The organism is Desulfovibrio psychrotolerans (genome assembly GCF_013340305.1).
Taxonomy (GTDB): Bacteria; Desulfobacterota; Desulfovibrionia; order Desulfovibrionales; family Desulfovibrionaceae; genus Halodesulfovibrio; species Halodesulfovibrio psychrotolerans.
On record NZ_BLVP01000036.1, the window covers coordinates 95,579 to 118,235 of the forward strand.

Annotated in this window: 24 protein-coding genes, 2 tRNA genes and 1 other RNA gene; 6 read left to right on the forward strand and 21 right to left on the reverse strand. The window is 57.9% G+C overall.

Features of this window, described 5'->3' with window-relative positions:
- Positions 1-78 precede the first annotated feature (78 nt).
- Together HUV26_RS15010 and HUV26_RS15015 are read right to left on the reverse strand one after the other, a co-directional pair.
- Positions 79-155, reverse strand: a tRNA-Arg gene (locus tag HUV26_RS15010).
- A gap of 61 nt (positions 156-216) precedes the next feature.
- Positions 217-669: a pyridoxamine 5'-phosphate oxidase family protein gene (locus tag HUV26_RS15015; protein ID WP_174410956.1), complete on the reverse strand. Its 453-nt coding sequence runs from the start codon at positions 667-669 to the stop codon at positions 217-219.
- A gap of 302 nt (positions 670-971) precedes the next feature.
- Between HUV26_RS15015 and HUV26_RS15020 the strand changes: the two genes are divergently transcribed.
- Positions 972-1,640 carry a phosphoadenosine phosphosulfate reductase family protein gene (locus HUV26_RS15020; RefSeq protein WP_174410957.1) on the forward strand — a complete coding sequence of 223 codons (669 nt, stop codon included), beginning with the start codon at positions 972-974 and terminating at the stop codon, positions 1,638-1,640.
- A 101-nt stretch (positions 1,641-1,741) separates the two neighbouring features.
- On the opposite strand, the gene HUV26_RS15025 is transcribed toward HUV26_RS15020, so the two are convergent.
- Positions 1,742-1,951 (reverse strand): dual CXXC motif small (seleno)protein, encoded by a 210-nt coding sequence (locus HUV26_RS15025; RefSeq protein ID WP_174410958.1) that lies wholly within the window; start codon positions 1,949-1,951, stop codon positions 1,742-1,744.
- A gap of 372 nt (positions 1,952-2,323) precedes the next feature.
- Here HUV26_RS15025 and HUV26_RS15030 point away from each other — a divergent pair, with 372 nt between their 5' ends.
- From HUV26_RS15030 to HUV26_RS15045, 4 genes are all read left to right on the forward strand, one after another.
- Positions 2,324-2,833, forward strand: a complete 510-nt coding sequence (locus HUV26_RS15030) for a ferritin (protein WP_174410959.1) — start codon at positions 2,324-2,326, stop codon at positions 2,831-2,833.
- A gap of 137 nt (positions 2,834-2,970) precedes the next feature.
- Positions 2,971-4,656, forward strand: coding sequence for a 2-oxoacid:acceptor oxidoreductase subunit alpha (locus HUV26_RS15035; RefSeq protein WP_174410960.1), 1,686 nt, complete (start codon positions 2,971-2,973; stop codon positions 4,654-4,656).
- 14 nt (positions 4,657-4,670) lie between these two features.
- On the forward strand, positions 4,671-5,522 hold the full coding sequence (locus HUV26_RS15040; protein ID WP_174410961.1) for a 2-oxoacid:ferredoxin oxidoreductase subunit beta: 852 nt from the start codon (positions 4,671-4,673) through the stop codon (positions 5,520-5,522).
- 59 nt (positions 5,523-5,581) lie between these two features.
- Positions 5,582-5,944, forward strand: coding sequence for a cytoplasmic protein (locus HUV26_RS15045; protein WP_243451411.1), 363 nt, complete (start codon positions 5,582-5,584; stop codon positions 5,942-5,944).
- A 153-nt stretch (positions 5,945-6,097) separates the two neighbouring features.
- Here HUV26_RS15045 and ispD read toward each other — a convergent pair whose 3' ends face one another.
- The 13 genes from ispD to ileS form a co-directional block, all read right to left on the reverse strand.
- Entirely contained in the window at positions 6,098-7,333 is a 1,236-nt protein-coding gene (ispD, locus tag HUV26_RS15050; protein WP_174410962.1) for a 2-C-methyl-D-erythritol 4-phosphate cytidylyltransferase, read from the reverse strand.
- An 84-nt stretch (positions 7,334-7,417) separates the two neighbouring features.
- An RNA gene (gene rnpB / locus HUV26_RS15055) (RNase P RNA component class A) lies at positions 7,418-7,780 on the reverse strand.
- A gap of 11 nt (positions 7,781-7,791) precedes the next feature.
- The gene (locus tag HUV26_RS15060; protein ID WP_174410963.1) at positions 7,792-8,586 is read right to left on the reverse strand and encodes a zinc ribbon domain-containing protein; all 795 of its coding nucleotides are present in this window, start codon (positions 8,584-8,586) and stop codon (positions 7,792-7,794) included.
- A 60-nt stretch (positions 8,587-8,646) separates the two neighbouring features.
- The gene (locus HUV26_RS15065; RefSeq protein WP_174410964.1) at positions 8,647-9,687 is read right to left on the reverse strand and encodes a Nif3-like dinuclear metal center hexameric protein; all 1,041 of its coding nucleotides are present in this window, start codon (positions 9,685-9,687) and stop codon (positions 8,647-8,649) included.
- Positions 9,688-9,802: 115 nt separating this feature from the next.
- Positions 9,803-9,878, reverse strand: a tRNA-Ile gene (locus HUV26_RS15070).
- An 85-nt stretch (positions 9,879-9,963) separates the two neighbouring features.
- Entirely contained in the window at positions 9,964-10,866 is a 903-nt protein-coding gene (locus HUV26_RS15075) for an NAD(P)/FAD-dependent oxidoreductase (protein WP_174410965.1), read from the reverse strand.
- Between the two features lie 155 nt (positions 10,867-11,021).
- On the reverse strand, positions 11,022-11,759 hold the full coding sequence (locus HUV26_RS15080; RefSeq protein WP_174410966.1) for a protein phosphatase CheZ: 738 nt from the start codon (positions 11,757-11,759) through the stop codon (positions 11,022-11,024).
- An 87-nt stretch (positions 11,760-11,846) separates the two neighbouring features.
- Entirely contained in the window at positions 11,847-12,374 is a 528-nt protein-coding gene (locus tag HUV26_RS15085) for a PilZ domain-containing protein (RefSeq protein WP_174410967.1), read from the reverse strand.
- A 25-nt stretch (positions 12,375-12,399) separates the two neighbouring features.
- Entirely contained in the window at positions 12,400-12,834 is a 435-nt protein-coding gene (locus tag HUV26_RS15090) for an NIL domain-containing protein (RefSeq protein ID WP_174410968.1), read from the reverse strand.
- Positions 12,835-12,870: 36 nt separating this feature from the next.
- A complete protein-coding gene (gene ybgF / locus HUV26_RS15095; RefSeq protein WP_243451412.1) occupies positions 12,871-13,917 on the reverse strand; it encodes a tol-pal system protein YbgF in 1,047 nt (348 codons plus the stop codon).
- A gap of 53 nt (positions 13,918-13,970) precedes the next feature.
- Positions 13,971-14,240 carry a PLD nuclease N-terminal domain-containing protein gene (locus HUV26_RS15100; protein ID WP_174410969.1) on the reverse strand — a complete coding sequence of 90 codons (270 nt, stop codon included), beginning with the start codon at positions 14,238-14,240 and terminating at the stop codon, positions 13,971-13,973.
- A gap of 43 nt (positions 14,241-14,283) precedes the next feature.
- Positions 14,284-14,751 carry a signal peptidase II gene (lspA, locus tag HUV26_RS15105; protein ID WP_174410970.1) on the reverse strand — a complete coding sequence of 156 codons (468 nt, stop codon included), beginning with the start codon at positions 14,749-14,751 and terminating at the stop codon, positions 14,284-14,286.
- 94 nt (positions 14,752-14,845) lie between these two features.
- Positions 14,846-17,674, reverse strand: coding sequence for an isoleucine--tRNA ligase (gene ileS, locus HUV26_RS15110; protein WP_174410971.1), 2,829 nt, complete (start codon positions 17,672-17,674; stop codon positions 14,846-14,848).
- 47 nt (positions 17,675-17,721) lie between these two features.
- Here ileS and HUV26_RS15115 point away from each other — a divergent pair, with 47 nt between their 5' ends.
- Positions 17,722-18,102, forward strand: a complete 381-nt coding sequence (locus HUV26_RS15115; protein WP_174410972.1) for a hypothetical protein — start codon at positions 17,722-17,724, stop codon at positions 18,100-18,102.
- Positions 18,103-18,250: 148 nt separating this feature from the next.
- On the opposite strand, the gene HUV26_RS15120 is transcribed toward HUV26_RS15115, so the two are convergent.
- The 5 genes from HUV26_RS15120 to HUV26_RS15140 form a co-directional block, all read right to left on the reverse strand.
- Positions 18,251-18,820: an arylesterase gene (locus HUV26_RS15120; RefSeq protein ID WP_174410973.1), complete on the reverse strand. Its 570-nt coding sequence runs from the start codon at positions 18,818-18,820 to the stop codon at positions 18,251-18,253.
- A 30-nt stretch (positions 18,821-18,850) separates the two neighbouring features.
- A complete protein-coding gene (locus tag HUV26_RS15125) occupies positions 18,851-19,102 on the reverse strand; it encodes a HypC/HybG/HupF family hydrogenase formation chaperone (protein ID WP_174410974.1) in 252 nt (83 codons plus the stop codon).
- Positions 19,103-19,144: 42 nt separating this feature from the next.
- Positions 19,145-19,639 (reverse strand): HyaD/HybD family hydrogenase maturation endopeptidase, encoded by a 495-nt coding sequence (locus HUV26_RS15130; RefSeq protein WP_174410975.1) that lies wholly within the window; start codon positions 19,637-19,639, stop codon positions 19,145-19,147.
- Between the two features lie 71 nt (positions 19,640-19,710).
- Positions 19,711-21,414 (reverse strand): nickel-dependent hydrogenase large subunit, encoded by a 1,704-nt coding sequence (locus HUV26_RS15135; protein WP_174410976.1) that lies wholly within the window; start codon positions 21,412-21,414, stop codon positions 19,711-19,713.
- A 47-nt stretch (positions 21,415-21,461) separates the two neighbouring features.
- The gene (locus HUV26_RS15140; protein WP_174410977.1) at positions 21,462-22,415 is read right to left on the reverse strand and encodes a hydrogenase small subunit; all 954 of its coding nucleotides are present in this window, start codon (positions 22,413-22,415) and stop codon (positions 21,462-21,464) included.
- Between the last annotated feature and the right edge of the window lie 242 nt (positions 22,416-22,657).

A 22,657-nucleotide genomic window follows, 5' to 3' on the forward strand; every position in this document is an offset into this window, starting at 1 on the left:
GATGAAAATCTTCAGGCTTTCCCCGGTCCCTAAGACCTTGGCGCTTCCTGCAAGCGGTTCCCTTTCGGGGAAGAAACGTGGCGGGGCTGGAAGGATTCGAACCTCCGACCAACTGGTTCGTAGCCAGCTACTCTATCCAACTGAGCTACAGCCCCGCATGGTTGCCGCGTTCCCGCGCCAACGAGGAAAGGTATATAAGTGGCGGTGCCTGAACTGTCAAATACTTTCTCCCGAATTATCTACTTTGATGACATGCATATCCGTAATGCCATTCAGCAGTTGCAGCAGGTGAACCTGCACGTGGATGATGACCGTTTCCGCATCCTGCGCAAACCCTGTTAAGTGGGGCAGCCGTGCCGTCATGGCATGGAGCAGGTCCCGGTGTTCACAGGCAGGCAGCAGGGTGGCGGTGCCTTCTACCGTGAGGGCGGCGGTTCCCGCATGGGGTGTTGCAGAATGGGCAAGGCGCGTGTCCACAAGCAGGCTTATGGTGGAGTTGTTTTGTATATTCGAGTGCTTGCGCGTGTTGCGCCGTGTCAGCATGTACACATCCGCAACCGTTGGGCCGCAGAAATAGCTCATCAGTGATGCATGTGGCTTGCAACCATCCGTGGTTGCAAGTACACAGAGGTCGTTACCGTGCAGAATTTCCTTCATGCGTTCCAGCATGTTCGCCTCGCGTGAGTGATACAGTTGCGCCGTTGTCCGTGCCCGGGACACACAGGTGTGCAGCCGGATGGCGGAGTGAGGAGTATGCAGGTTTCATAGGTCAGATGGGGGGCGGGGCGCAAGGCTCTTCGTGCGGGAGAGTGCTGTGGCGTATCCGCCGGTTTTCCGGAATGATGGTCGGTTTGCGTTCCGCCCGTAGCGGGCAGCGCATTCCGTTCCGCGCTGTTTCGTTGTTGCGGAACGGGCACGCAAGGAGAACCCCATTGTCAGGCAGTTGTTCGGATACTAACGGGGGAGAGAAGATGACACTCGCTCATAAGGTGGCGCGGGCCAAGGATTTGCTGGAAGAAACCGCACTGGAATTCGGGCCGGAGAACGTGGTCGTGGCGTGGACCGGTGGAAAGGACTCCACCGTAACGCTGCACCTGTGGAGCGGTGTGCTGGCAGAAATGGGTTTTTCTGGGCTCCGGGCACTGAACATAGATACCGGATGTAAGTTCCCGGAAGTTATGGAGTTTCGTGACATGTTGACCGCCGAGTGGGGGCTGCACCTTACTGTGGCGCGTCCCGCCGCCGACCTGCGGGACTACCCTGTTGCGCGGGATAAGGTTGCCTGCTGCGCGGCGCTGAAGGTGGAACCCCTTTCCCGGAGTGTACGCGAAATGGGGGCAGAAGCCCTGCTTACGGGCATCCGCCGTGATGAGCACCCGGAAAGAGGCAGGGCGCACAGCGAGCGCCGTGAAAGGCCCGATTGCCTGATGGTGCATCCCATTCTGGATTTTACGGAGATGGATGTCTGGGCGTACATCATGGAGCGCGGGGTGCCCTACTGTTCCCTGTATACCCAAGGCTACCGTTCCCTTGGATGTGTGCCCTGCACGCTGCCCGTGGCAGAAGGAGAGGAGAGGTCCGGGCGTAATGCGGAAAAGGAAGCGCACATGGGAACCCTGCGCGCGCTCGGCTACTTCTGATGCCGGTCTGCGGCCCACCGGAGCAGAAATCTCGGTGCTCTGTCTTCTGAAGAATTTCCCGGTGCCTCTCCTTCCAGTATTCTGCGGTCGCCTGTGGCAATCTACACCCTGTCGCAGAACACGCCTTCCATAAATTCTTCCAGCGCATCGTCCATCTGGGGGATGTAGTCGTTCAGTTCTCCCCGCTTGTTGCAGTGCTCACACTGCATATACACCTGCTGGCAACTGCGCATGGCCGTAATCGGCTTGCCGCAGTGCTTGCAGGGAATAGTGGTCTGGGCACTTCTGCCCCAGCGATAGCTGCCCCACATAGATTCTCTCCGTTCGGTATCGTATCGCGTTCATCCCTGCCGGAGGTGCAATCCGGCTGTAAAACGCAACCAGTGACGGCATACGCCATTGCGTCGTGTCAGGCAACCTTTCCGGGCTGCTCATTACCTGTGCCTGTCTTTCCGTCGGCAGACCGCCCGCGTTGCCGCATCCCTTCGCAACCTGCCGCCCTTCAAGTGTTCTTGCGGAGCGGGCGGGGTTGCATATTCCGGCTTTCCGTGTAGTATGAAAACTTGGTGTATGTGCCTCATGCCGCCCGTCACATCAAAATATCCACGCCTCACGGTGTTTTCGTAAGATCAAAACGCCCCGGCGCATCCCTTAATCATCCATTTCCCGAAAGGAGACTCTTCATGCTCAGCAAAACGATGAATCAGGCCCTCAATGAACAGGTAAAGTGGGAAATGTACTCCGGCTACCTGTATCTCTCCATGTCCGCCTATTTTGCCGAGCGCGGCATGGGCGGCTTTGCCCAGTGGATGCGCGTACAGGCACAGGAAGAGCTTTTCCACGCCATGAAGTTTTATGACTTTATCAACGAGCGTGGGGGCAGCGTGCTTCTGCAATCTATCGATGCTCCCCGCCATGCGTGGAAGAACGTGCTTGAAGTCTTTGAGGAGACCCTCTCCCACGAGCGTCACGTGACGGAGCGTATCAATAATCTGGCCAACCTTGCGCAGGATGAGCGCGACCATGCCACCGGCATTTTCCTGCAATGGTTCGTCACCGAGCAGGTGGAGGAAGAAGACAGCGTGAACACCGTGCTGGGCAAGCTGCGCATGATCAACGGCGAAGGGCAGGGCATGCTCATGCTGGACGCGGAACTGGGAGCAAGGGTCTTCACGCCTCCCGCGGCGGCATAGCGGGGCAGTGCGCATTGTGGAACAGGGGGTGTTCCGCTCCACCGTGAGCAGGACTGCCCGGAATGTCGTCCATGCTCTGTTCGCACCGTTCAGGGCGGTCTGCCGGAGTTTTTTTACCATGCAGTCAGGAGTAGCATGTGAGTAAGCAATCAAAACACATCATCATCGGTGGTGCCGCCGGTCAGGGGCTGGTCACCGTGGGACAGTTGCTGTGCAAGGCGCTCGTTCGCGCCGGATACGAGGTGCTGGTCACCCAGCACTACATGTCCCGTGTGCGCGGCGGTCACAACACCTTTAATATCCGTACAGGAGCGCAGCCCGTTACCGGTCCTGCGGATGCCTGCGACATCCTTGTGGCGCTCAATCAGGAAACCGTAACCCTGCATAAAGAAGAAATGGCCGGGAAGGGGTTTGTCATTCTGGATACAGCATTGAACGCGGAAGGGCTGCCCGCCCTGAAGGTTCCCTTTGACAAGCTTGCGCCCAAGGCCATTTTTCAGAACGTGGCAGCACTGGGTGTACTGTGCAGCGTGCTGGGAGTGGACAAGGAATACGCAGAGGAACTGCTGCGTGAGAGCTTTGGGAAAAAAGGCGAGGATGTGGTGCAGCAGAACAGGCAGGTGCTTGATGATGCCTGCGCGTGGGCGCAGGAGCAGCAGGCGCTGTGCGATGTATTGCCTGCCGTGCCCAGACGCGAACCCCGTATGCTCATCAACGGCAACGAGGCCATAGCCTTTGGTGCTTTGGCGGCGGGAGTGAAATTCTGTTCCTTCTATCCCATGACTCCTGCCACCACAGTGGCGCAGAACCTTATCCTGCACGGGCGCAAGCTCGGTGTCATTGTGGAGCAGGTAGAGGACGAGATAGCTGCCCTGAACATGGCGCTCGGCGCGTCCTATGCCGGGGCACCCACCCTTGTGCCCACTTCCGGCGGCGGATTCGCCCTGATGACAGAAGCTGTAAGCCTTGCGGGCGTCATGGAGCAGCCTGTGGTCATCGTGGTGGCTCAGCGTCCCGGTCCCGCCACCGGTCTGCCCACCCGTACGGAGCAGGCGGATCTTAACCTCGTGCTGTATTCGGGGCACGGGGAATTTCCCCGCGCCATCTTTGCCCCGTGCACACTGGAAGACTGCTTCCATCTTACCCACAAGGCCTTCGATATAACCGAAAAATACCAGTCTCCCGTTTTCGTGCTCACGGATCAGGATCTTTCGGACAGGCTTATGGGCGTGCCTCCCTTCGACCTTTCGTCTCTGCCGCCCGTTGCCGGGCCGGACCTTACGGATGATAACGCCGCAGGATACAAGCGCTATGCCTTCACTGAGAATGGCCTTTCTCCCCGGCGCATCCCCGGCTACGGCAGGTCGCTGGTGCTGGCAGACTGCCACGAGCATACGGAAGACGGCCATATCACGGAAGATATGGGCATCCGGACAGCCATGAACGACAAACGCTTTGCCAAGGAACTGGGCATCCTTTCCGAGGTGGTGCCGCCCAGACGCTTCGGAGCGGAACAACCGGACCGCATTCTGCTGTGCTGGGGTTCCACAGAAGGCGCTGCGCGTGAAACGGCGGATATCCTTAACGCGCAGGGGCAGAAGGTGGCCGTGCTCAGCTTCCCGCAGGTGTGGCCGCTCAAGCCGGATCAGTTCCTGCCGTTCCTTGCCTCGGCAAAGGAAGTAGTGGCGGTAGAGGGCAACAAACTGGGACAGTTCGCCCGCCTGCTGCGGCAGGAAACCGGGTTTGTCGTACACCGTACGGTGCTCCGGTATGACGGACGTCCGTTCACTCCCGACTTCATTCTGGCCAAGCTGTCCGAATAGCAACGAGGTGCACAATGATTGATATCAGCGTTTACGGCGACTACAAGACCTCGTGGTGTCCCGGCTGCGGCAACCATGACGTGCTGGCGGCGCTCAAACAGGCCCTTGCCGAGATGGATCTTGCCCCGCATCAGGTGGCGCATGTTTCCGGCATCGGGCAAGCTGCCAAGGCCCCGCACTATATCACTATCAATGGTTTCAACGGGTTGCATGGCCGTGGTCTGCCTCCTGCGCAGGCCATCAAACTGGTCAATCCGGAACTCACCGTCATTGCCGAAAGCGGCGATGGCTGCAACTACGGCGAGGGCGGCAACCACTTCCTCGCCGCCATCCGGCGCAATGTGGATATGACTCTGCTCGCCCACGACAATCAGGTCTACGGGCTGACCAAGGGACAAGCCAGCCCCACCACGGCGGAAGGACAGATCACCAAGTCGCAGCCCGATGGAGTGACCAACGCCCCCTTTAACCCCATTGCCGTGGCGGTGGCCATGCGGGCCAATTTTGTGGCGCGTGCGTTTTCCGGCAACAAGCCGCACCTGATCAAAATGATACAGGCTGCCATACGCCACCCCGGATTCGCCATGGTGGATATCTTCTCCCCGTGCGTCTCCTTCAACAAGGTGAATACCTTCGGCTGGTACAAGCAGCGCTGCTATGAGCTGGATGCGAACTATGATCCCACCGACTGGAATGCGGCCATGGAAAAGGCCAACGAATTCGGCGACCGCATCCCCATAGGCGTTATCTGGAAGACGGACCGCAAGCCTCTGAACGAGCGTTTTGCCGTGTGCAAGCATGGTCCGCTGGGCAGGCAGCCGGTCGACCTTAAGGCGTTGGACGCAATCATGCATTCCTACATCTGAGAAAGTGAACCGGGCGGGCGTCTGACAGAACAGGACGCCCGCCTTGCAAGGAGACGGACATGCACGGAGAAACCATGCGCAAGGTAGCCCTGTTTCCTTTTAACGGAGACGTGATGTGCTTTATCCACGTACTGCTCAACGCGCTGGATATGCAGGAAAAAGGCTATGGGGTGAAGATAGTGGTGGAGGGCAGCGCCTGTACGGTCATCCCCGCCATAGCGGACCCGCACCACTTCATGCATAAGCTGTATATACAGACCAGAGACGCGGGCCTTATCGTGGGAGCGTGCAGGGCGTGTTCCGTGAAGCAGCGGGTGGACAAAGCCATAGAGGCGGAAGGCATTCCCCTCATAGGCGACATGAGCGGGCATCCTTCCATGAGTCAGTATATGGCCGCAGGCTATGAAATAGTCACTTTTTAGCCGCGCTCCGCTCGCTTTCCGCCGTGGTCGATCACGGGCCAAGCCCCCCGGAGCATTGTGACGTCAGGCGTGTGTCTGCCCACGCTCCGGGTGACCTTATGCAGGCCCCTGCTGGCTTTCGCAGTGCGGCACCGGCTGGAAAAGGCAGGCAGGCTACCCCTCCTGTCCTGTTCCCTGCGGCGAAGCCGCCCGTACCGGGCGCATGGCTGTCACCGTGGCCACGGCCTTTATGCCTTTCTTCTCGCCGGTAAAGCCGAGCTTTTCTTCCGTGGTGGCCTTCACATTCACCTGTTCCGGAGCAAGCTTGAGCAGGCGGCAAAGGTTTTTCCTGATGTGCGGCTTCCACGGAGAGACTTTGGGCACCTGTGCGATCACGGTAACATCAACATGCGTTACCACAATGCCTTGCTGCAGGAGTTGATCGTACACCTCGTTCAGCAGAATGCCGCTTTCGATGTTATCAAACTCCGCCGCCGTGTCCGGAAAGTGCTCCCCGATGTCTCCTCCGCCCATGCAGCCCAGCAGGGCGTCTGTAAGCGCATGCAGCAGCACGTCCCCGTCAGAATGTGCCACCACCTCCGGCGCGCCGGGAATGGGCACACCGCCCAGCTTCATGGGGCGTCCCGTGCCGTAACGGTGCACGTCATATCCCCAGCCCACAACGGGCAGCATGGAAACTCCGTCCACCGTGTCCCGCTCCCTGTTTCCGAGCATGGCAAGGTCCTCCGGGTGGGTGATTTTGTGGTTTTGCGGGTCGCCGGCAACGGTGACAACGGGTATCCCCGCCTGTTCCAGTACCAAGGCATCATCCGTCACCTGCCAGCCATGCGCACGGCAGGCTTGGTGTGCGGTGCTGAGCGTTGCACGGTTAAATCCCTGCGGGGTCTGCACCGCGCGCAAGGTATCGCGCACAGGGGTGGAAACAACGTGCGTCCCGGTAACAACCTTGATGGTGTCCGTGACAGGCAGAACGGGAATAACGCCACCGGCTCCGTCCTGAAGCGCGTCCAGTAGGCGGTTAACCAGCGCGGGAGAAAGAAAGGGACGCGCGGCATCGTGAACGAGCACGGTGTCGCACTGCTCGGGCAGAGCCATCAGGCCGTTGTATACAGAATCCTGCCTGCGCTCGCCACCTTCCGCAACAACCCACGGCAGTCCCAGCCCGCGCAGGCGGTCCAGATCTTCCAGTTCCGCGCGAGCTTCTTCCATGTCGCTTGGCGGGAAGACAAAAACAAGGCCGTGCAGACGTGCCACGCGGGCAAGGGTAACGGCAGACTGCCAGAACAGGGGGGCACCGTTCCAGCGGATAAACTGTTTCTTCACGCCGCCTGCGGCCTGAGCCATACGGCTACCGCTGCCCGCCGCAAGAATGATGGACCAACACTGCATGGGGTTCCTCGCGTGTTGCGCGGTTGTTTTCATTCCGACCTGCTCCGCCAAGAAAAAGGGCGCACTGGGCGCCCTTTCATTGCTAACGGGAGTCGGACTGTAAGCCGGGTTCTGTCCCCTTTGCAGGGGGGGTATCATTCCTCTAGGATCATGGTTGCCCATGACCTCAAGCAACCTACCCGGAAGCATTGGCCGGGCCGACCGTAGCGCTTCCCTATTTGGTCTTGCTCCGAACGGGGTTTACCGAGCATACCGCGTCACCGCGGTATCTGGTGGGCTCTTACCCCACCGTTTCACCCTTACCGCGCGGCATGCCGCACGGCGGTTTGTTTTCTGTGGCACTTTCCGAAGATCGCTCTCCCTGGGGGTTACCCAGCGTTCTGCCCTTTGGAGCCCGGACTTTCCTCTCCGGGTCGTATGACCCGCAGCGATACCCCGTCCGACTCCTGAAAAACGTCTTAGGCCTCTGCGGATTCTTCCGCTTTAGCCTGCGCGGCGCTCTGTCCGCTCTGCGAAAGATTGGCAGGGCACTCATTAAAGTGCTCGCACCAGTAAATGAGCCGCTGGCAGTTGGGGCAGCTCAGAATCTGGTGGCCCTTTTGCAGTTCAATAAAGCTCTGCGGAGGAATGGCAATATGGCATCCGTTGCACACCCCGGCTTCCACAGGCACGATGACCGGGTTGTCCAGCCGTTCGCGGATAAACTCGTATCTGCTGAGAATGGGGGCGGGCACTTCCTGACAGGCTGTATCACGCTTTTTGTTGAGCTTGGCAATAACCTTGCTGGCTTCGTCAATGCGTGCCTGCAGACTGGCCTTCTTGGCTTCCAGATCGCTCTTCAGCGCGCTGTAGTCCACATCCAGTTCTTCCAGGCCGGACTGCTGCCGGGTCAGTTCTTCCGCAAGCGCCAGTTTTTCTTCTTCGCGCATGCGGTTCACTTTTTCAAGATTGTCCATCTCGCGCATCATGGCGTGGTATTCTTTGGTATTCCCCACGAGCATGAGCTTGGACTTGCTCTTCTTCACCTTCAGGGCGTCGTTTTCTATTTCGCCGCCAAGGCGTTTTTCCTGTTCTTTCAGGTGTTCAATTTTTTCGACAAAGCGGGTTCGCTGTTCTTCAAGGCTGTCAAAGCGTTCCTGGAGAATCTTGACCTCGCTGGGCGCGTCTTTCAGTTCCCGTGCAATGACGAGGATTTCATCGTCCACCCTCTGCAGGGCTACAAGCTGTTCTATCTGCTTAAGATACAGGCTCAAGGTTGTTTCCTCCTGAACAGTGACCCTTCCGGCGGCATGCCGGGTCAGGGGTAAATTTCGTTAACGTGCGCCGCGCACGGCAAGGCGCATGGGATCCTGCGCGGGCAGGAAATAAATATCAACGCCGGGAAGGGCGCTTCCGAGATGCAGGGCAAACCGCCGCATCATTTCTTCCTCAAGGCAGAAATGGCCAACGTCCATCAGGCAGCCTATAGAGTCCAGAGCCGCGTGGTATTTCACATCGCCGGTGATGAACACGTCCGCCCCCATGCGGAAGGCGGCATCCGCCATGCCCGCGCCAGATCCTGTGCAATACGCCACCGTGGCTATGGTACCGGGAGTCTGCCCGCAGGTTACCCAATAGTCACGATCTATGATCTGGGCAAGCCTGTCGCGGAATCGTTCTAACGTCATGGCTTCCGGCAGTGAGCCTATGCATCCGAACCCCAGCGTGCGGGGTTCGCCTTCCGGCAGGGCGGCAAGGAATACAGGCCGCATGCCCAGATCGCCTTCCACGGCAGAGCGGGTTTCCGCTCCGCAGGATTTGCGGCAAGTCATATGCACCATGCCCATTGTGCGGCGCACGGTCTGCACTCCGGGCAGCAGGCTCCAGCGGGCTGTCAGGGCATCCAGCTTATCCAGCTTATCCGGCTCATCCGGCTTGCCGGAAGCATCCGGGGCAGAAACGGAAAAGGCAAATGCCTCCAGTTCTTCCCTGTGCACCGGTTCCACAACGCAACGGCCGGTCAGATGCAGTTCATCGGCCAGCCAGCTCACAGGCCCCTGCGGGTTCGCATCCAGCGTGGTGTGGGCACTATACAGCCACACGCCGGATTCCAGCAGGGCGGCCACAATGCGGTAGTGGTCGTCCACCACATCAAGAAATTTGGGCTGCATGGAAAGGGGATGGTGCGTGAGGATGAAATCCACCCCTTCCGCAAGGGCGCGTTCCACCGTGCTCAGCGAGGCATCAAGGGCAACCGCGATGGATTTGACGGATCGCCGCCTGCCCGCCACCTGCACGCCGCATTTATCCCATGCAGCTGCTCCCGCCGGAACGGCGGTCTGTTCGATGGTGGAAATAATTTCCAGCGGCTTCATGCAGTGCCTTAAAAAAGCAGGTGCTTCCCGGAATACGCATTCACTAAGCACCTGCATTCTGTTTGCATGTGTGCGTGGCAATCAACGCACAATGTGCTGATAAGCAAAGAAAAAATGGTGGGCCCACCAGGATTTGAACCTGGGACCTGCCGGTTATGAGCCGGAGGCTCTGCCAACTGAGCTATAGGCCCACGTCATTGGCAATGAGCCGATTTCTATATCCGCAAGCCTCGGGCTTGTCAAGAATCCAGTGCGCATTTTTTGTAGCGCACCGTGTTAGGCGCAGAGCTTTTTTACATAGGATATGGCGGCTTTGGCGGCTTTAGCCCCTTCACCCACGGCAACCCCTATCTGCATAAAGCCACCCGTGCAGTCGCCTGCGGCAAAAACTCCTTGAATATTGGTGCGTTGCTCATTGTCAGCCACCAGAAAAACACCATTGCGCTCCACACCCAGTGAATAAGCAAAGTCCAGTGAAGAGGCTTCACCCATGGCAATGAACAGGCCCTCCGCCTCCAAAGAGCCGCCTTCCTGCAACGTCACCGAAGAAAGGCCGTTATCCCCCGCAAGAGACGTCACCCGTGTTTCAAGAACCGGAATCCCGGCCGTCTTGAGCTGCTTGCTGAAAGCCTCGGTCATGTTCAGCGTTCCGCCCTGCGTGCATATGGTCACATGCGGTGTGTAAGTGAGCAGTTCCAGCGCCTGATTGGCGGCATAAATGCCTTCACCCAGTACCACAACCTTGCGGCCCTTGTAGAAAAAGCCGTCGCAGCTCACGCAGTACGATACCCCCTTGCCTTCGTAGTCTGTCAGATTGGCAATGCCGGGACGCACGCGCGCCACCCCGGTGGCAAGGATGATACCGCAGGCGGTGTATTCTCCGCTGTCGGTATGAATGCGGAACCCTCCGTTATCGCCATGGTGCAGAGAAAGCACCTTTGCGTCCGTTATTCTGGCACCGAATCGCTGCGCCTGCATCCTGCCGCGGGTAATGAGTTCCCTGCCTGTTATGGTTTCATGAAAACCGAAGTAGTTGTCTATGTCATAATCTCCGGCAACCTTTGGTTCGCTGCCGAAGATGAGGGTGTTGATTCCTGCCCGCGCTGTGTAGATACCTGCCGATAAACCAGCCGGACCTGCACCGATGATCGCCAGCGGGATATTGTTGTTTTCAGACATGGGCGCCTGCCTTTGTAAAAGGGTGAAATGAACATATCACTTCTGACAATATGGCACCTGCAGAAAAAAAGACAAGCCCCGTGACGGTCATCGGCAGACCGCCACGGGGAAAAGGGCAGGGGAGGGGCGTATTGCGGAATAGAGCCGTTCTGCGACTACCCCAGACCAAGCTGGGCAAGCAGGTCATCCACATCGTTCTGCGAGGCGTCTCGGGTGGGGCCTTTCAGTTCAGATACCTTCTGCTTGGACTTGGCTTCCAGTGCGTCAAAATCTTCTTCCGGGTTTTCTTCCCGTGCCTTGATGATGAGTCCCGTGGAAAGATACAGGTCCAGAACCGTTGCCTCAATGCGCTGAATGGCGTTGATGATGCGCTTGATGCGCTGTCCGGTAAGATCCTGAAAGCTCAGGTGCGTCATAATGTCGGTCAGGCTGTTGCCAAGATTGTCTTCCAGTGTCAGCAATGCCTTAACATCTTTATCATTTGCGTACCGGGCACTCAGGTCCTTCAGGTGCGAGGCAGCCTTGGTGCGCAGCACCATCTGCAGTTCCAGAACATCCATAATTTTGCCGGTGGCTTCTTCCAGCGTCACGCGAACTTCGTCCAGTTGCATGGAAGCTTCGCTGAACAACTGGTTGGTCTGAGCCTGAGGGCTTGCTTCCGGGCCGCCGTTTTCCTTTTTGGCGGCAGAAGATATCTCTTTGTAGATGGATTGCAGCCCATCGCGCATGTCTTCGCTGATTCGGCGGTAAAATTCGCTTTCAAGCAACGCGCGGGTCAGGTTGGTGGTAAGGGCCTGCTCCACAGTATTCGTGATAACGTCCTTTATGCTTTCCGCCACCTGCGCGGAAACGCGTTCCATGACGGCTTCTACCATCTGGTCGTGTGCTCGCATCGAATTTCTCCCTTTAATGTGTGCGGCTCGACCACCGCAAAAAAAGACCGCTGTGCCGCCGCGGTTGCGCAGGGCGCGGGCAGGTTTTCAGTCTTCCAGCCGCATGGTGCGGATTTGACGCCGCTCTTCCACAAAGACGTGCTGAACAATTTTTTCCAGATCATCCTCACGGATGCGGAAAAACTCCACGGCGCAGACAGGGCGGCCTGTCCCGTCGGCTTCCTTGCGCAGCACCCTGCCCATGGCACCAGCCACGCGCAGGGGAAATTCGCTGAGAAAGAGTACCATTTCCACAAGGTCTCCCTCATTCAGGTCTCCCGAGTCCACGCACCGTACGCCGGCTCCGCTCAGTTCCAGAATCTCCGCGCGCAGCGGAAAGTCCTCCTGAAGCACATCCTGTTTTATATGGGCGAGCACTGCGTTCAGTTTGGCGTCAAAATCAAGCAGAAACGAAACCAGCACTTCCGGGATGTGCGACTGGGCAAGTGACTTGGCATCCACAGGAGCATCGGGCAGCGTAAAGCCGGAAAACCGGGGAGACTCCGTTTCGGAGGCGAGCAGGCGCATCCGGCCTTTCATGAAGAGCCTGATGCGGGAAAACGATCTTTTATCCATATGCCGCTCCGGGCCCCGTCCGTGTCTACCAGGGGCCGTTTTCCGTTTCCACGCTCATGGCATTAACAGGGCATATGCGCACGCACATGCCGCATGCCGTGCAGCGTTCTTTGTCAAACAGCACTACGCGCATCTCCCTGTCCATGCACAGGGAGCTGTTGGGACAGATGGCCGTGCACATGCCACAGTGCATGCACGATTCTTCATCGCGCGAGATGCGTTGCGCCACGGGAGCCACCCGTATGCCGTTATCCGCAAGATACTCCACACCTTTGCGGTAATTCTCTTCAGACCCGATAAGCTCAAGGGTCATATACCCTTCCTTGCGGGGCGTAATCTGCGCCTTAAGGATATTGAAGCTCAGATCATACAGCCGCGTCAGGTTGCAGACAACGGGGTTGCCAGAAACATCCGGCGGGAAGGTGAGGTGTATGTTTTTCCTGAAGTGCTTGCTGGTCATGCAATGTCGTCCTTAAATGTCGTCCTGGCACCGGCGCTATTTGATTTCCGCAATGGCCTTTTTGGCGCGTTCGGCTTCCGGGGATTTGGGGAATTTCTTGATCAGTTCTTCAAGCCGCACCTTGCCGGGTTCCGACTTGCCCATGCGGACAAAGGAAATTCCCTGCTTGAGCAGGGCAGAAGGGTACTTGTCGCTCTTGGGGTGATGGTCAATGACGCGCTGGTAGGCCAGAATGGCGCGGCCATAATCATTCATCTGATAATGACTTTCGCCCTGCCAGAAAACGGAGTTGGCAATCAGATTGTGCTTGGGAAAGGCTTTTTCAAAATCTTCCCACATGCGCACGGCATCCTTGTACCGGCGATCATTGAATGCCTGAAAGGCTGCGTCATACAACTGCTGTTCAGAAACAGCCTGTGCGGGTGCTGCGACCGGTGTCTGTCCGCCGGGAGGTGTTATGGTTGCGGCTTCCGTCTGTGCCGGAAGCTGAGGTGCCTGCCGGGGAGCCTGTCCGGGATTCACAACAAGCTCAGTGCCGTCCGGTGCCACCAGCACATTGCGGTCAGCAGCTCCGGGAACAGCGGGAACAGCGGGAAAAGCCGGTGCCTGTGCCGGGGTCTGGGCCTGTACAGCCTGAGCAGGAGCCTGTGCTGCATCGGCTGCGGGTGCGGCCGGGCTGCTCTGCATGGCCGGAGGACTTTGCAGCATGGGCAGGTCTATGGCCAACTGCGATGCCATAGCGCGGATGGAGGCGTCCAGATTGAGCACATTGCGCTGCACCACGTCAATCTTGCGGGCCATCTCCTCATTCTGTCTGGAACTCATCTGCATGTCTTCCAACTGAGCTTCCATGGCGGCAAGGCGGGAACGCATGCTCTGCACCTCCGACCATGTGTCGGCCTGCTCCGGGCGTGAAGCTTCAATCTGCTTGGATGTCTGCCCAAGTTGCTGGCTCATCTGACGGATCTGGCGGTCCTGATCGGCCACGCGCATTTCCAGCACATCCAGATCACTGCGGTTCACGCAGCCGGGAATAAGGAACAGGCAGAAAATCACCAGAAAGATACGGGAAAAAGTATGCATGGTTCCTTCCTTGTCATGTAATTGGGGCTGTGTTCAGGACGGAGCCGTAACCGCTACCGTCTGGTCGGGCTCTTTGCCCAGTCGGCCAGTCCGCGGGTGCGTCTCCAGCCGAACAGCAGATACAGCAGGCCACCTGCAACGGGAATGAAAACTCCCGCCAGCATCCATCCGTACTTCTCTGCGGGAGTGGAAAATTCATGTTTATACGCATGCCAAATACACCATAGATTCGGCAAAATGGGAAGCGCAAGCGCCAGCAGCCAGACTGCGGAAAACCCGCCGTCCTGCTGCAAAAGGTCCAGAATGGGAAATAACTCTTTCATGGTAAGTGCCCGTGCGTTTGCGCCGTTTAGTGTTCCGGCGCGTTCAGCGTTGCCTGATAAGGGTCAGCAGCACCAATCCCGTGCCCACGCATATGCCTATGTCCGCCACGTTAAAGGCGGGCCAGTGATATTGGCCGATGTGAAAGTCCAAAAAATCAATCACCGCCCGCAGCCGTATCCGGTCAATAAGGTTGCCCAGCGCGCCTCCCAATATGCAGCCCAGACCTATGGCAAAGGTGTTGCACGATGCCGTGCGCCCCATCAGGTGAATGATAACCACGGCCACAATGGCCGCAGTGGCAAAGAGCCATATCTGCCACTCGGTATTCGGATTGTCCAGAAAGCCGAAGGCCGCACCGCTGTTGCGCACGTTCACCAGATTGAAAAAGCCGGGAATGATCGTAATGGTGAGATAGCGGGGAATGGTGGTCACGGCCCAGTACTTGGTCGCCTGGTCCAGCAGCATGATGAAGAGGCCTAAGCCATATATGGTCTTGTAATACGGGCGCATGGGGTCGCAGTAATTCCTGTGCTTTAGTTCCCGGCTGCATGCCGGCATCATTTTGTAAAAGGGCCCGCCGTGGCACGGCAGGCCCATAGTATTTCTATTCTGCCGCGTCCTGCGGCATGGTCTGCATCACTCCGGTGCAGCGGGGGCAGATGGTGGGGTGCCCCGGGTCTGTCCCCAGCTCCTCGCTGTAAATCCAGCAGCGTTCGCACTTCTCACCGGGAGCCTTGGCAACCAGAATACGCAGCCCGTTCACTTCTTCCGCCGTGTGGGCGTTATCCGGTGCATCGGCAAGCGGTGCCGTAGAAAGCGCGGAAACAATGCAGGTGGCGCGCAGGTCCGTATTCAGGCTGCGCAGCGTGGCGGCAAGCGCATCATCCATGTACAGGGTGATGTGGGTGTCCAGCGGGTGTCCCACCTCGCCGGACTTGCGCACCGGCTCAATGGCCTTCGTTATCTCCGAGCGGACAAGAAGCAGGGTTTCCCACGCTGTCCGCTCCTCTGCCGACATCTGACAGGCGGAAAGGTCGTCGTCAGCCACGGCAAACACGGTTGCCGCGTTCATCTTCAGCCCGTCCGGCAGGTGGCGGAACACTTCTTCGGCGGTGAAGCTGAGCACCGGTGCCATGTCACGGATGAGCAGGCGCAGGATGCAGAGCATGGCGGTCTGCGCACTGCGGCGCGCGCGGCTGTCCCGTGCCGAAGAATAGAGGCGGTCCTTGAGAATATCCAGATAGAACGCCGAAAGGTCCGTGGTGCACAGGTTGTGCAGGGTGTGATACACCTTGTGGAATTCGTACTCGTCATACGCGGACTGAATGCGCAGGTGGGCGCGGTACACCACGTCCAGCGCGTAACGGTCCAGCGATTCCATTTGGTCGAACGGCACCAGCCCTTCGGGAGCAAGGTCGCTTATGTTGCCCAGTATGTAGCGGCAGGTGTTGCGTATGCGGCGATAGGCGTCCACAAGGCGGTTGAGTATCTCGTCCGAGATACGCACATCCTCACGGTAGTCCACGGAAGAAACCCACATGCGCAGAATTTCCGCGCCGTGTTTGTTGATGACTTCCTGCGGCTCAATGCCGTTGCCCAGAGACTTGGACATCTTGTGTCCGTTGCCGTCCACCGCGTACCCGTGGGTAAGCACCTGACGGTAGGGCGCGCAGCCGCGCGTGCCCATGGAGGCGAGCAGCGAGCTGTGGAACCAGCCGCGATGCTGGTCCGATCCTTCCAGATACATGTCGGCAGGGAACCGCAGTTCCTTACGCTGTTCCACCACGGCGGCAAAGCTGGTGCCGGAGTCAAACCACACGTCCAGAATGTCTTTGCTCAGCTTCCAGTGGTTGCCGCCGCATTTGGGGCACGCAAGTCCCTGCGGAACAATTTCTTCCAGCGGAGCAGAGAACCAGTAGTCACAGCCCAGCGGATGCTTTTCGAACCGGGAGACAATGTCCATCACCCAGTCCGTGTCGTACCATGCCTCGTCGCAGCTTTCACACAGCAGGGCGATGATGGGCACACCCCACATGCGCTGGCGCGATATGCACCAGTCCGGGCGGTGTTCGATCATCTGGTGTATGCGCTCCTCACCCCATGCGGGAATCCAGCGCACATCGTTGCGTATGGCCTTGAGCGAACGTGCGCGCAGGTCATTGGCTTCCATGGTGATGAACCACTGCGTGGTGGCGCGGAAAATAACCGGCTCCTTGCATCTCCAGCAATGGGGGTAAGAGTGGCTTACCTTGCTCTGCGCCAGCAGATTACCCATTTCTTTCAGCTTTTCAATGACCACCGGGTTGGCTTCAAAAACGGTAAGCCCCGCGAAGAACTCCACGGAATCCAGGAACCGACCCTCGTCGTTCATGGGCGAAAAGGTTTCCAGACCGTACTTCTGGCCAACCTCAAAGTCTTCACGGCCATGACCGGGAGCGGTGTGTACGCAGCCCGTGCCCGCTTCCAGCGTCACATGGTCGCCAAGACAGATGGGGGAGGGGCGTCCATAAATGGGGTGGCTGGCAACCAGTCCCTCAAGGGCAGTGCCCATAGCGGTTCCGGCTACGGTGTAGGCGTCCCAGCCAAAGGCCTTGACGCAGGCTTCCGCAAGCCCGGAGGCCACCAGATGGTATTCGCCGCCATGCTCAAGCAGGGAGTATTCCAGTTCCGGGTGCACGGCTATGCCCATGTTGTCCGGAATGGTCCACGGGGTGGTTGTCCAGATCACGGCATACGACTTCGCAGGGTCTGCGGCGGGGAAGACGGCACGCAGCTTTTCGTCATTCAACGGAAAACGCACATGGATGGAAGGCGAAACATGGTCGGCGTATTCCACTTCAGCTTCGGCAAGCGCGGTCTTGCAGGAGCAGCACCAGTAGATGGGCTTCTTGCTGCGGGCCACATAGCCGCCTTTCATAAAATTGCCGAGTTCGCGCGCGGTTGCGGCCTCATAGCCGGGGTGCATGGTCAGGTAGGGTTCGTCCCATACGCCCATAACGCCCAGACGCTTGAATTCCTTGCGCTGAATCTCCACATACTTGGCGGCATATTCGCGGCAGAGTTTGCGGAACACATGCTCCGGCAGGGTCTTCTTTTTCTCGCCGAGCTGCTTTTCCACTTTCAGTTCAATGGGCAGTCCGTGACAGTCCCATCCGGGCACGTATTCCGAACGGAAGCCCTGCATGTTCTTGGACTTGACGATGATATCCTTGATGATCTTGTTCAGAGCGTGTCCCAAATGGATGCTGCCGTTGGCATAGGGCGGGCCGTCATGCAGGACATATTCGCCCTTGGCTCCGCTGGCGGCGATCATGGCGTCGTAGGCCCCGGTCTTTTCCCAGAAGGCGAGCATTTCCGGCTCGTTCTGCGTAAGATTGGCTTTCATGGGAAAGGTGGTCTGGGGCAGATGCAGCGTCTTTTTGTAGTCGCTCATTGAAATCTCGTTCTTTTTTGTGTCGTTGATGATGCAAGGGGGGAAGAATGCTGCAATGCATTCGTAAAGTCAAGGCGCGGGCAGGCTGTGTCGGCTTGCAAAGGGCCATCCGCCATGGCGCGCAAGCCGATAGACCGGGGCACCATATCCGCTATTGCCGGCTTTCCACCGTCACCACCGTTACCATTGGCATCACCGCCACCGCGGTCGCCACCGTCGTCGCGGGAGTTACGGTTGCAATGGTCTCTATTGTCGCGACTGTCGGGATAGTCGCGACTGTCGGGATTGTCGTGCCAGTCGAGCCATTCCTGCCGGTCGTGCCTGTTCTGCCTGTTCTGCCGGTCCTGCCAGTCACGATTGTCTGCCGTGCTTTGTCCGCAGGCGCACCGTGCGCGAACAACCTATCCCGTCGGGAAGGGCATGCCTGATTACGCGCAAATGGAGCAATCTGTTCCGTGTACTGCAGAACCATGGCAAAAACTATGCACGCAGGGCTGTTCAGCGCAGTCACGCACAAAAACAGCACAAGAAGAGGCGGATACATCCGCAACAATACGGCAGACGGCTCCCGGTGTGTTACCGGATGCGCCCCAGCAATGTCTCAACCGAAGGGAGGATATTCTGCGCTATCCTTGTCATGCCTTCAGCATTGGGGTGGATGCCGTCTTCAAGATTCAGCGCAGGCTTGCCCAGCACGCCCTCAAGGAAGAAGGGGTAGAATACCGGGTCAAACCGCTCCACAAGCTTAGGGAAAAGCCCCTCGAACGCCCGGACGTATTCCTCGTCCGCAGGAACGAGTGGTCGCATTCCGGCGAGCAGGGCAGGAATCTCTTCCTCCGCCAGCCGTTGCAGCAGGCTGTCCAGAGTGGCTTCCACTTCCCATGGGTCGGTGAGCTGAATGGCATCGTTAGCACCCAGTTCCACGATAACGGCGTCTGGTCTGGGCCGCGTGGCGAGGTACCGTTCCAGCCGTTTAAGCCCTCCCCACGCCGTGTCACCGGAAAGGCCCTGATTGATAATGGAGACATTGTGCCCGCGCTGGCGCAGCAGTCTTTGCAGCACGGCGGGAAAGGAAGCCTCAGTCGGGAGGCCGTATCCCTCTGTGAGAGAATCTCCGAGGGCGAGGATGGTTTTCAAACGGTTCACAACAGCACCTGATGCAAACAATCGTATGGGTTAGAAAGCGCCGGGGGAATCTTCGTTGATATTCGCCATTTGCCTGAGAAGGCGCAGTGTTTCCTGCGCTTCTTGAAAATCGAGTTTGCGCAGGGCAAAGCCCGCGTGCACAATAAGGTAGTCGCCAATTTCAGCGGCAGTTTCCAGCAACATGGTGGAAACGTCCACATAGGTGTCGCTTTTACCCACACGGCAACGGGCCATGTCGTTGGGATGCAATTCAACAACTTCAGCGGGTATGGCAAGACACATGGCAACCTCCGGGTCTGTTTATCCAAAAAATGTCGGTCAGCGTCAGCAAACAATGGGCGTGTAGCTTCCGCCTGCGGCAGTTATTTCATCAAGAACACATCGGCACATGTGGGGCAACCGTTCAGCCACATCGGGCGAAACCTCCAGCCCCATGCTATGGTAGTCCACAGGCTCCATGCCTATAACCACCGTTTCCGGCCTGTTGCCCGCAAGTTCACAGTAGATGAGCGTGTCAACAAGATCCGTCTGATGCATGGAATCGTTGAACCCCAGACTCTTGCGCAGGTCTTCGCCCGTCAGGCGGTAAACTGTGGCAGGAGTGCTGCCCCCGAGCACTGCATCTACTACGATCAGATACTGGCTGTCCATCATGGAATCCATGAGTTTCATGCCCAAGGTGCCGCCATCCATAAGGGTTACGTTGTCGGAAAACGTATATTCCCGTTGCAGCATTTCCACGGCGCGCACGCCCAGCCCTTCGTCAGTGTACAGGATGTTGCCTACGCCAAGCACCAGAATTCGTTTAGCATCACTCATGCGTGCACCTTATCTGAAAAAGGGAACCCGGCGCAAGGCCGGGTTCCCGTGTTTTGAGGATTTTCTTTCAATTACAGAATCTTGAACTTGTGCACTTCGTTGGTGCGGCTGTCTATGACGTGCACACCGCAGGCGATGCAGGGGTCAAAGGAGTGCACCGTGCGCAGAATTTCCACCGGGCGCTTGGGATCTGCCACGGGGGTGTTCATCAGGGCTTCTTCCACGGGGGCGAGCTTGTTATTGCCGCAGCGCGGTCCAAGGCTCCATGTGGAAGGCACCACGAGCTGGAAGTTCTCGATCTTGTGATCGCGGATCTTGATCCAGTGAGAAAGTGCGCCGCGCGGTGCGGTGACAAAGCCCACGCCTTCCGCATCGCGGGGCATTTCAATCTCTTCGTATATCTTTCCGTCACCGGCGGCCACATTGGCTTCCAGTTCGTCCAGCATGCGTCCGGTTTCTTCCGCAATAACCACGGTCTCAATGCCCCGTGCCGCCGTGCGGCCAAGGGTGGAGAACAGGGCTCCTGCGCCCACGCCAAGCTTACCGAGAACCATGTCCACCAGCGGCTTGATCTTGGGATGCCCCTTGGCATAGGCGGCCAGCACCTGCGCCAGCGGCCCGGTTTCCATGGCCTCGTTCATGTAGCGGGGAGCTTTCATCCACGAGTAACGGTCTTCGCCGTGCATGTCAGTGTAGCGCGGCTCGGTAACGCCTTCATAGGGATGATGGGCCTTGTCGCCTTCATACCAGCTGTACTTGACGTGTTCTTCGATCTTGTTCTGATCAAATGCCTGCATGTTGCCAAGGTCACGGTTAAAGATGACACCGGGCGGCAGGAAGCGGCTGTTGAGGTTGTATTCATCCGTCGGGAATTCCCCGAAGGTGATGAAGTTCGAGGTGCCGCCGTACTGGGTCCAGTCCTTGTAATTGGCGGCAACGGCCAGCAGGTCAGGAATATAGACCTGATTGATGAAGTCGGTGGTTTCTTTCCACAGTTCGCGGAATTCCTTGATGCGCTTGGGGGTAAGGGCATCGTAACAGGTAACGCCGCCGGCCACTGTGAACTGGGTGTGCGGATTCTTTCCGCCGAAGGCGGCCATCATGCGTGCGGCCTTTACCTGAAGGCGCAGGGCTTCCAGATAGTGCGCGGTGGCGATGAGGTCCACTTCCGGTTCCAGATAGTAGGAGGGGTGCCCGCCAAGGAAGTAGGCGTTGGTGAAGGGGCCAAGCTGGCCGCTGTCCACAAACGCTTTCAGTTTGGTCTGCACGGCCTTCAGGTCTTCCGCCTTTGTGGGGCGTCCGGAGATAGTGTTGGCAATTTTGGCTGCCTTTACCGGGTCAGCCTTCAGTGCGTTGGTTACGTCCACCCAGTCAAGGGCGTGCAGATGATAGAAATGCACAAGATGGTCGTGCATATACTGTGCACCAAGCACTATGTTGCGGATAAGGGTCGCGTTCTTGGGAATACGTACGCCTATGGCGTTATCCACACAGCGTGTGGATGCGAGGGCATGCACATAGGTGCACACGCCGCACGAACGCTGGGTAAAGTGCTGCGCATCGCGCGGGTCGCGGCCTTTGAGAATGATTTCCAAGCCGCGGAACAGCTGGGAAGAGCTCCATACGTTGGAGATTCTGCCGTTGTCCACTTCCACTTCAATACGAAGATGCCCCTCAATGCGGGTAATGGGGTCAACGACCACCTTGCCCGAATAATTGCTCTGCGGAGTAACCGGGATACCGGCAGGGGCCTTCTGCGCTCTACAACCACTCATAGTCATCCTCCTTGGGATGTTCGTTCAAGATCAGTTTTCCTTGCGGCCTACATTTCATAGAAGGGGCTCATGTCATCCCAGAAATTGGGCTCTGAGCACCCAATGCAGGGATGACCGGCTTCTACGGGCCAGCTGGTCTGGTTGAACTTGATCTTGGGGCAGTTGTTGTAGGTGCTGGGGCCTTTACAGCCCAGCTCATACAGGCACCAGCCCTTGCGGGCTTCTTCCGAGTCAAATGAGGGGGCGAACTCTCCCGCCTCAAAGTGGGGAAGGCGTTCGCACTGTTCATGCACGGTCAGTCCGAAGAACATGGTGGGCCGGTTCAGGCTGTCCAGTTCGGGCAGGGCCTTCTTGGTCAGGTAGTACACGATGGTGCCCACCAGATTATACGGGTTGGGCGGACAGCCGGCAATGTTGATGCCGTTCACACCCAGATGTGCCAGAGCATCGTTAATACCCTTGGCGTCGGTGGGGTTCGGGGCGGCCGCCTGCACGCCGCCGAAGGTGGCGCAGGTGCCGTAATTGATAACAGCCAGTGCCTTGGGCAGGATTTCGCTGTTAATCTGCAGCATGGTGTGCCCGGCAACCTTGCCGTAGATGCCGTTATCCTTGGTGGGAATGGCCCCTTCGGTGATGGCGATAAAGCCATGCGGGCTGTTAACGGCATGGTGCAGTGCTTCTTCAGCCGCATCGCCGGCGGCAGCCATAATGGTTTCGTGATAGTCCAGCGAGATGGTGTCGAGGATAAGCTCGTCAATGAAAGGCTGGAAAGTCCGCAGCACGGATTCGGAACACCCGGTACACTCGGCATTGTGCAGATACACCACGGAAGGACGGCCGGGAGCGGTCATTGCTTTAGCAATCTGCGCTCCGAATGCCGGTCCCATTCCCATGGCAACAGCAAGTGCGGAGCAGAACTTCAGGAAGTCACGGCGGGAGACGCCGTTCTTTTCCAGCCGTTCCTCAACGCCTTCTTTGCCGAGACCCACAGAGAACTTCATAGGAACCTCCTTGAATGAAACAGGGTCTACTGCCCCGGAGTATCCCTATCTCCGGGGAGAACACCGGCAACACGAATTGCCGGTGCTGTGCGTTACCTTCTGCCAGGATAGGTTAGCACGACTCCCGCAAAAAGCAGCACCCTCATGCAGGAGTCACGGGAACCATACAATAAAAAAGTACAAAAGATAAAGTGGTGTGGAGAAAAATGTTTTGTTGGATTGTTTATTATAATGCAGGGATA

Coding starts and splice junctions, on each gene's coding strand:
- ispD (WP_174410962.1), bottom strand. CDS start 7,333: ATGCAGTGTTGGTCCATCATTCTTGCGGCGGGCAGCGGTAGCCGTATG.
- HUV26_RS15100 (WP_174410969.1), bottom strand. CDS start 14,240: ATGAAAGAGTTATTTCCCATTCTGGACCTTTTGCAGCAGGACGGCGGG.
- HUV26_RS15140 (WP_174410977.1), bottom strand. CDS start 22,415: ATGAAGTTCTCTGTGGGTCTCGGCAAAGAAGGCGTTGAGGAACGGCTG.
- HUV26_RS15085 (WP_174410967.1), bottom strand. CDS start 12,374: ATGGATAAAAGATCGTTTTCCCGCATCAGGCTCTTCATGAAAGGCCGG.
- HUV26_RS15020 (WP_174410957.1), top strand. CDS start 972: ATGACACTCGCTCATAAGGTGGCGCGGGCCAAGGATTTGCTGGAAGAA.
- HUV26_RS15030 (WP_174410959.1), top strand. CDS start 2,324: ATGCTCAGCAAAACGATGAATCAGGCCCTCAATGAACAGGTAAAGTGG.
- ileS (WP_174410971.1), bottom strand. CDS start 17,674: ATGAGCGACTACAAAAAGACGCTGCATCTGCCCCAGACCACCTTTCCC.
- HUV26_RS15125 (WP_174410974.1), bottom strand. CDS start 19,102: ATGTGTCTTGCCATACCCGCTGAAGTTGTTGAATTGCATCCCAACGAC.
- HUV26_RS15040 (WP_174410961.1), top strand. CDS start 4,671: ATGATTGATATCAGCGTTTACGGCGACTACAAGACCTCGTGGTGTCCC.
- HUV26_RS15135 (WP_174410976.1), bottom strand. CDS start 21,414: ATGAGTGGTTGTAGAGCGCAGAAGGCCCCTGCCGGTATCCCGGTTACT.
- HUV26_RS15130 (WP_174410975.1), bottom strand. CDS start 19,639: ATGAGTGATGCTAAACGAATTCTGGTGCTTGGCGTAGGCAACATCCTG.
- HUV26_RS15080 (WP_174410966.1), bottom strand. CDS start 11,759: ATGCGAGCACACGACCAGATGGTAGAAGCCGTCATGGAACGCGTTTCC.
- HUV26_RS15115 (WP_174410972.1), top strand. CDS start 17,722: ATGCTGCAATGCATTCGTAAAGTCAAGGCGCGGGCAGGCTGTGTCGGC.
- HUV26_RS15025 (WP_174410958.1), bottom strand. CDS start 1,951: ATGTGGGGCAGCTATCGCTGGGGCAGAAGTGCCCAGACCACTATTCCC.
- HUV26_RS15075 (WP_174410965.1), bottom strand. CDS start 10,866: ATGTCTGAAAACAACAATATCCCGCTGGCGATCATCGGTGCAGGTCCG.
- HUV26_RS15045 (WP_243451411.1), top strand. CDS start 5,582: ATGCACGGAGAAACCATGCGCAAGGTAGCCCTGTTTCCTTTTAACGGA.
- ybgF (WP_243451412.1), bottom strand. CDS start 13,917: ATGCATACTTTTTCCCGTATCTTTCTGGTGATTTTCTGCCTGTTCCTT.
- lspA (WP_174410970.1), bottom strand. CDS start 14,751: ATGCGCCCGTATTACAAGACCATATATGGCTTAGGCCTCTTCATCATG.
- HUV26_RS15090 (WP_174410968.1), bottom strand. CDS start 12,834: ATGACCAGCAAGCACTTCAGGAAAAACATACACCTCACCTTCCCGCCG.
- HUV26_RS15015 (WP_174410956.1), bottom strand. CDS start 669: ATGCTGGAACGCATGAAGGAAATTCTGCACGGTAACGACCTCTGTGTA.
- HUV26_RS15065 (WP_174410964.1), bottom strand. CDS start 9,687: ATGAAGCCGCTGGAAATTATTTCCACCATCGAACAGACCGCCGTTCCG.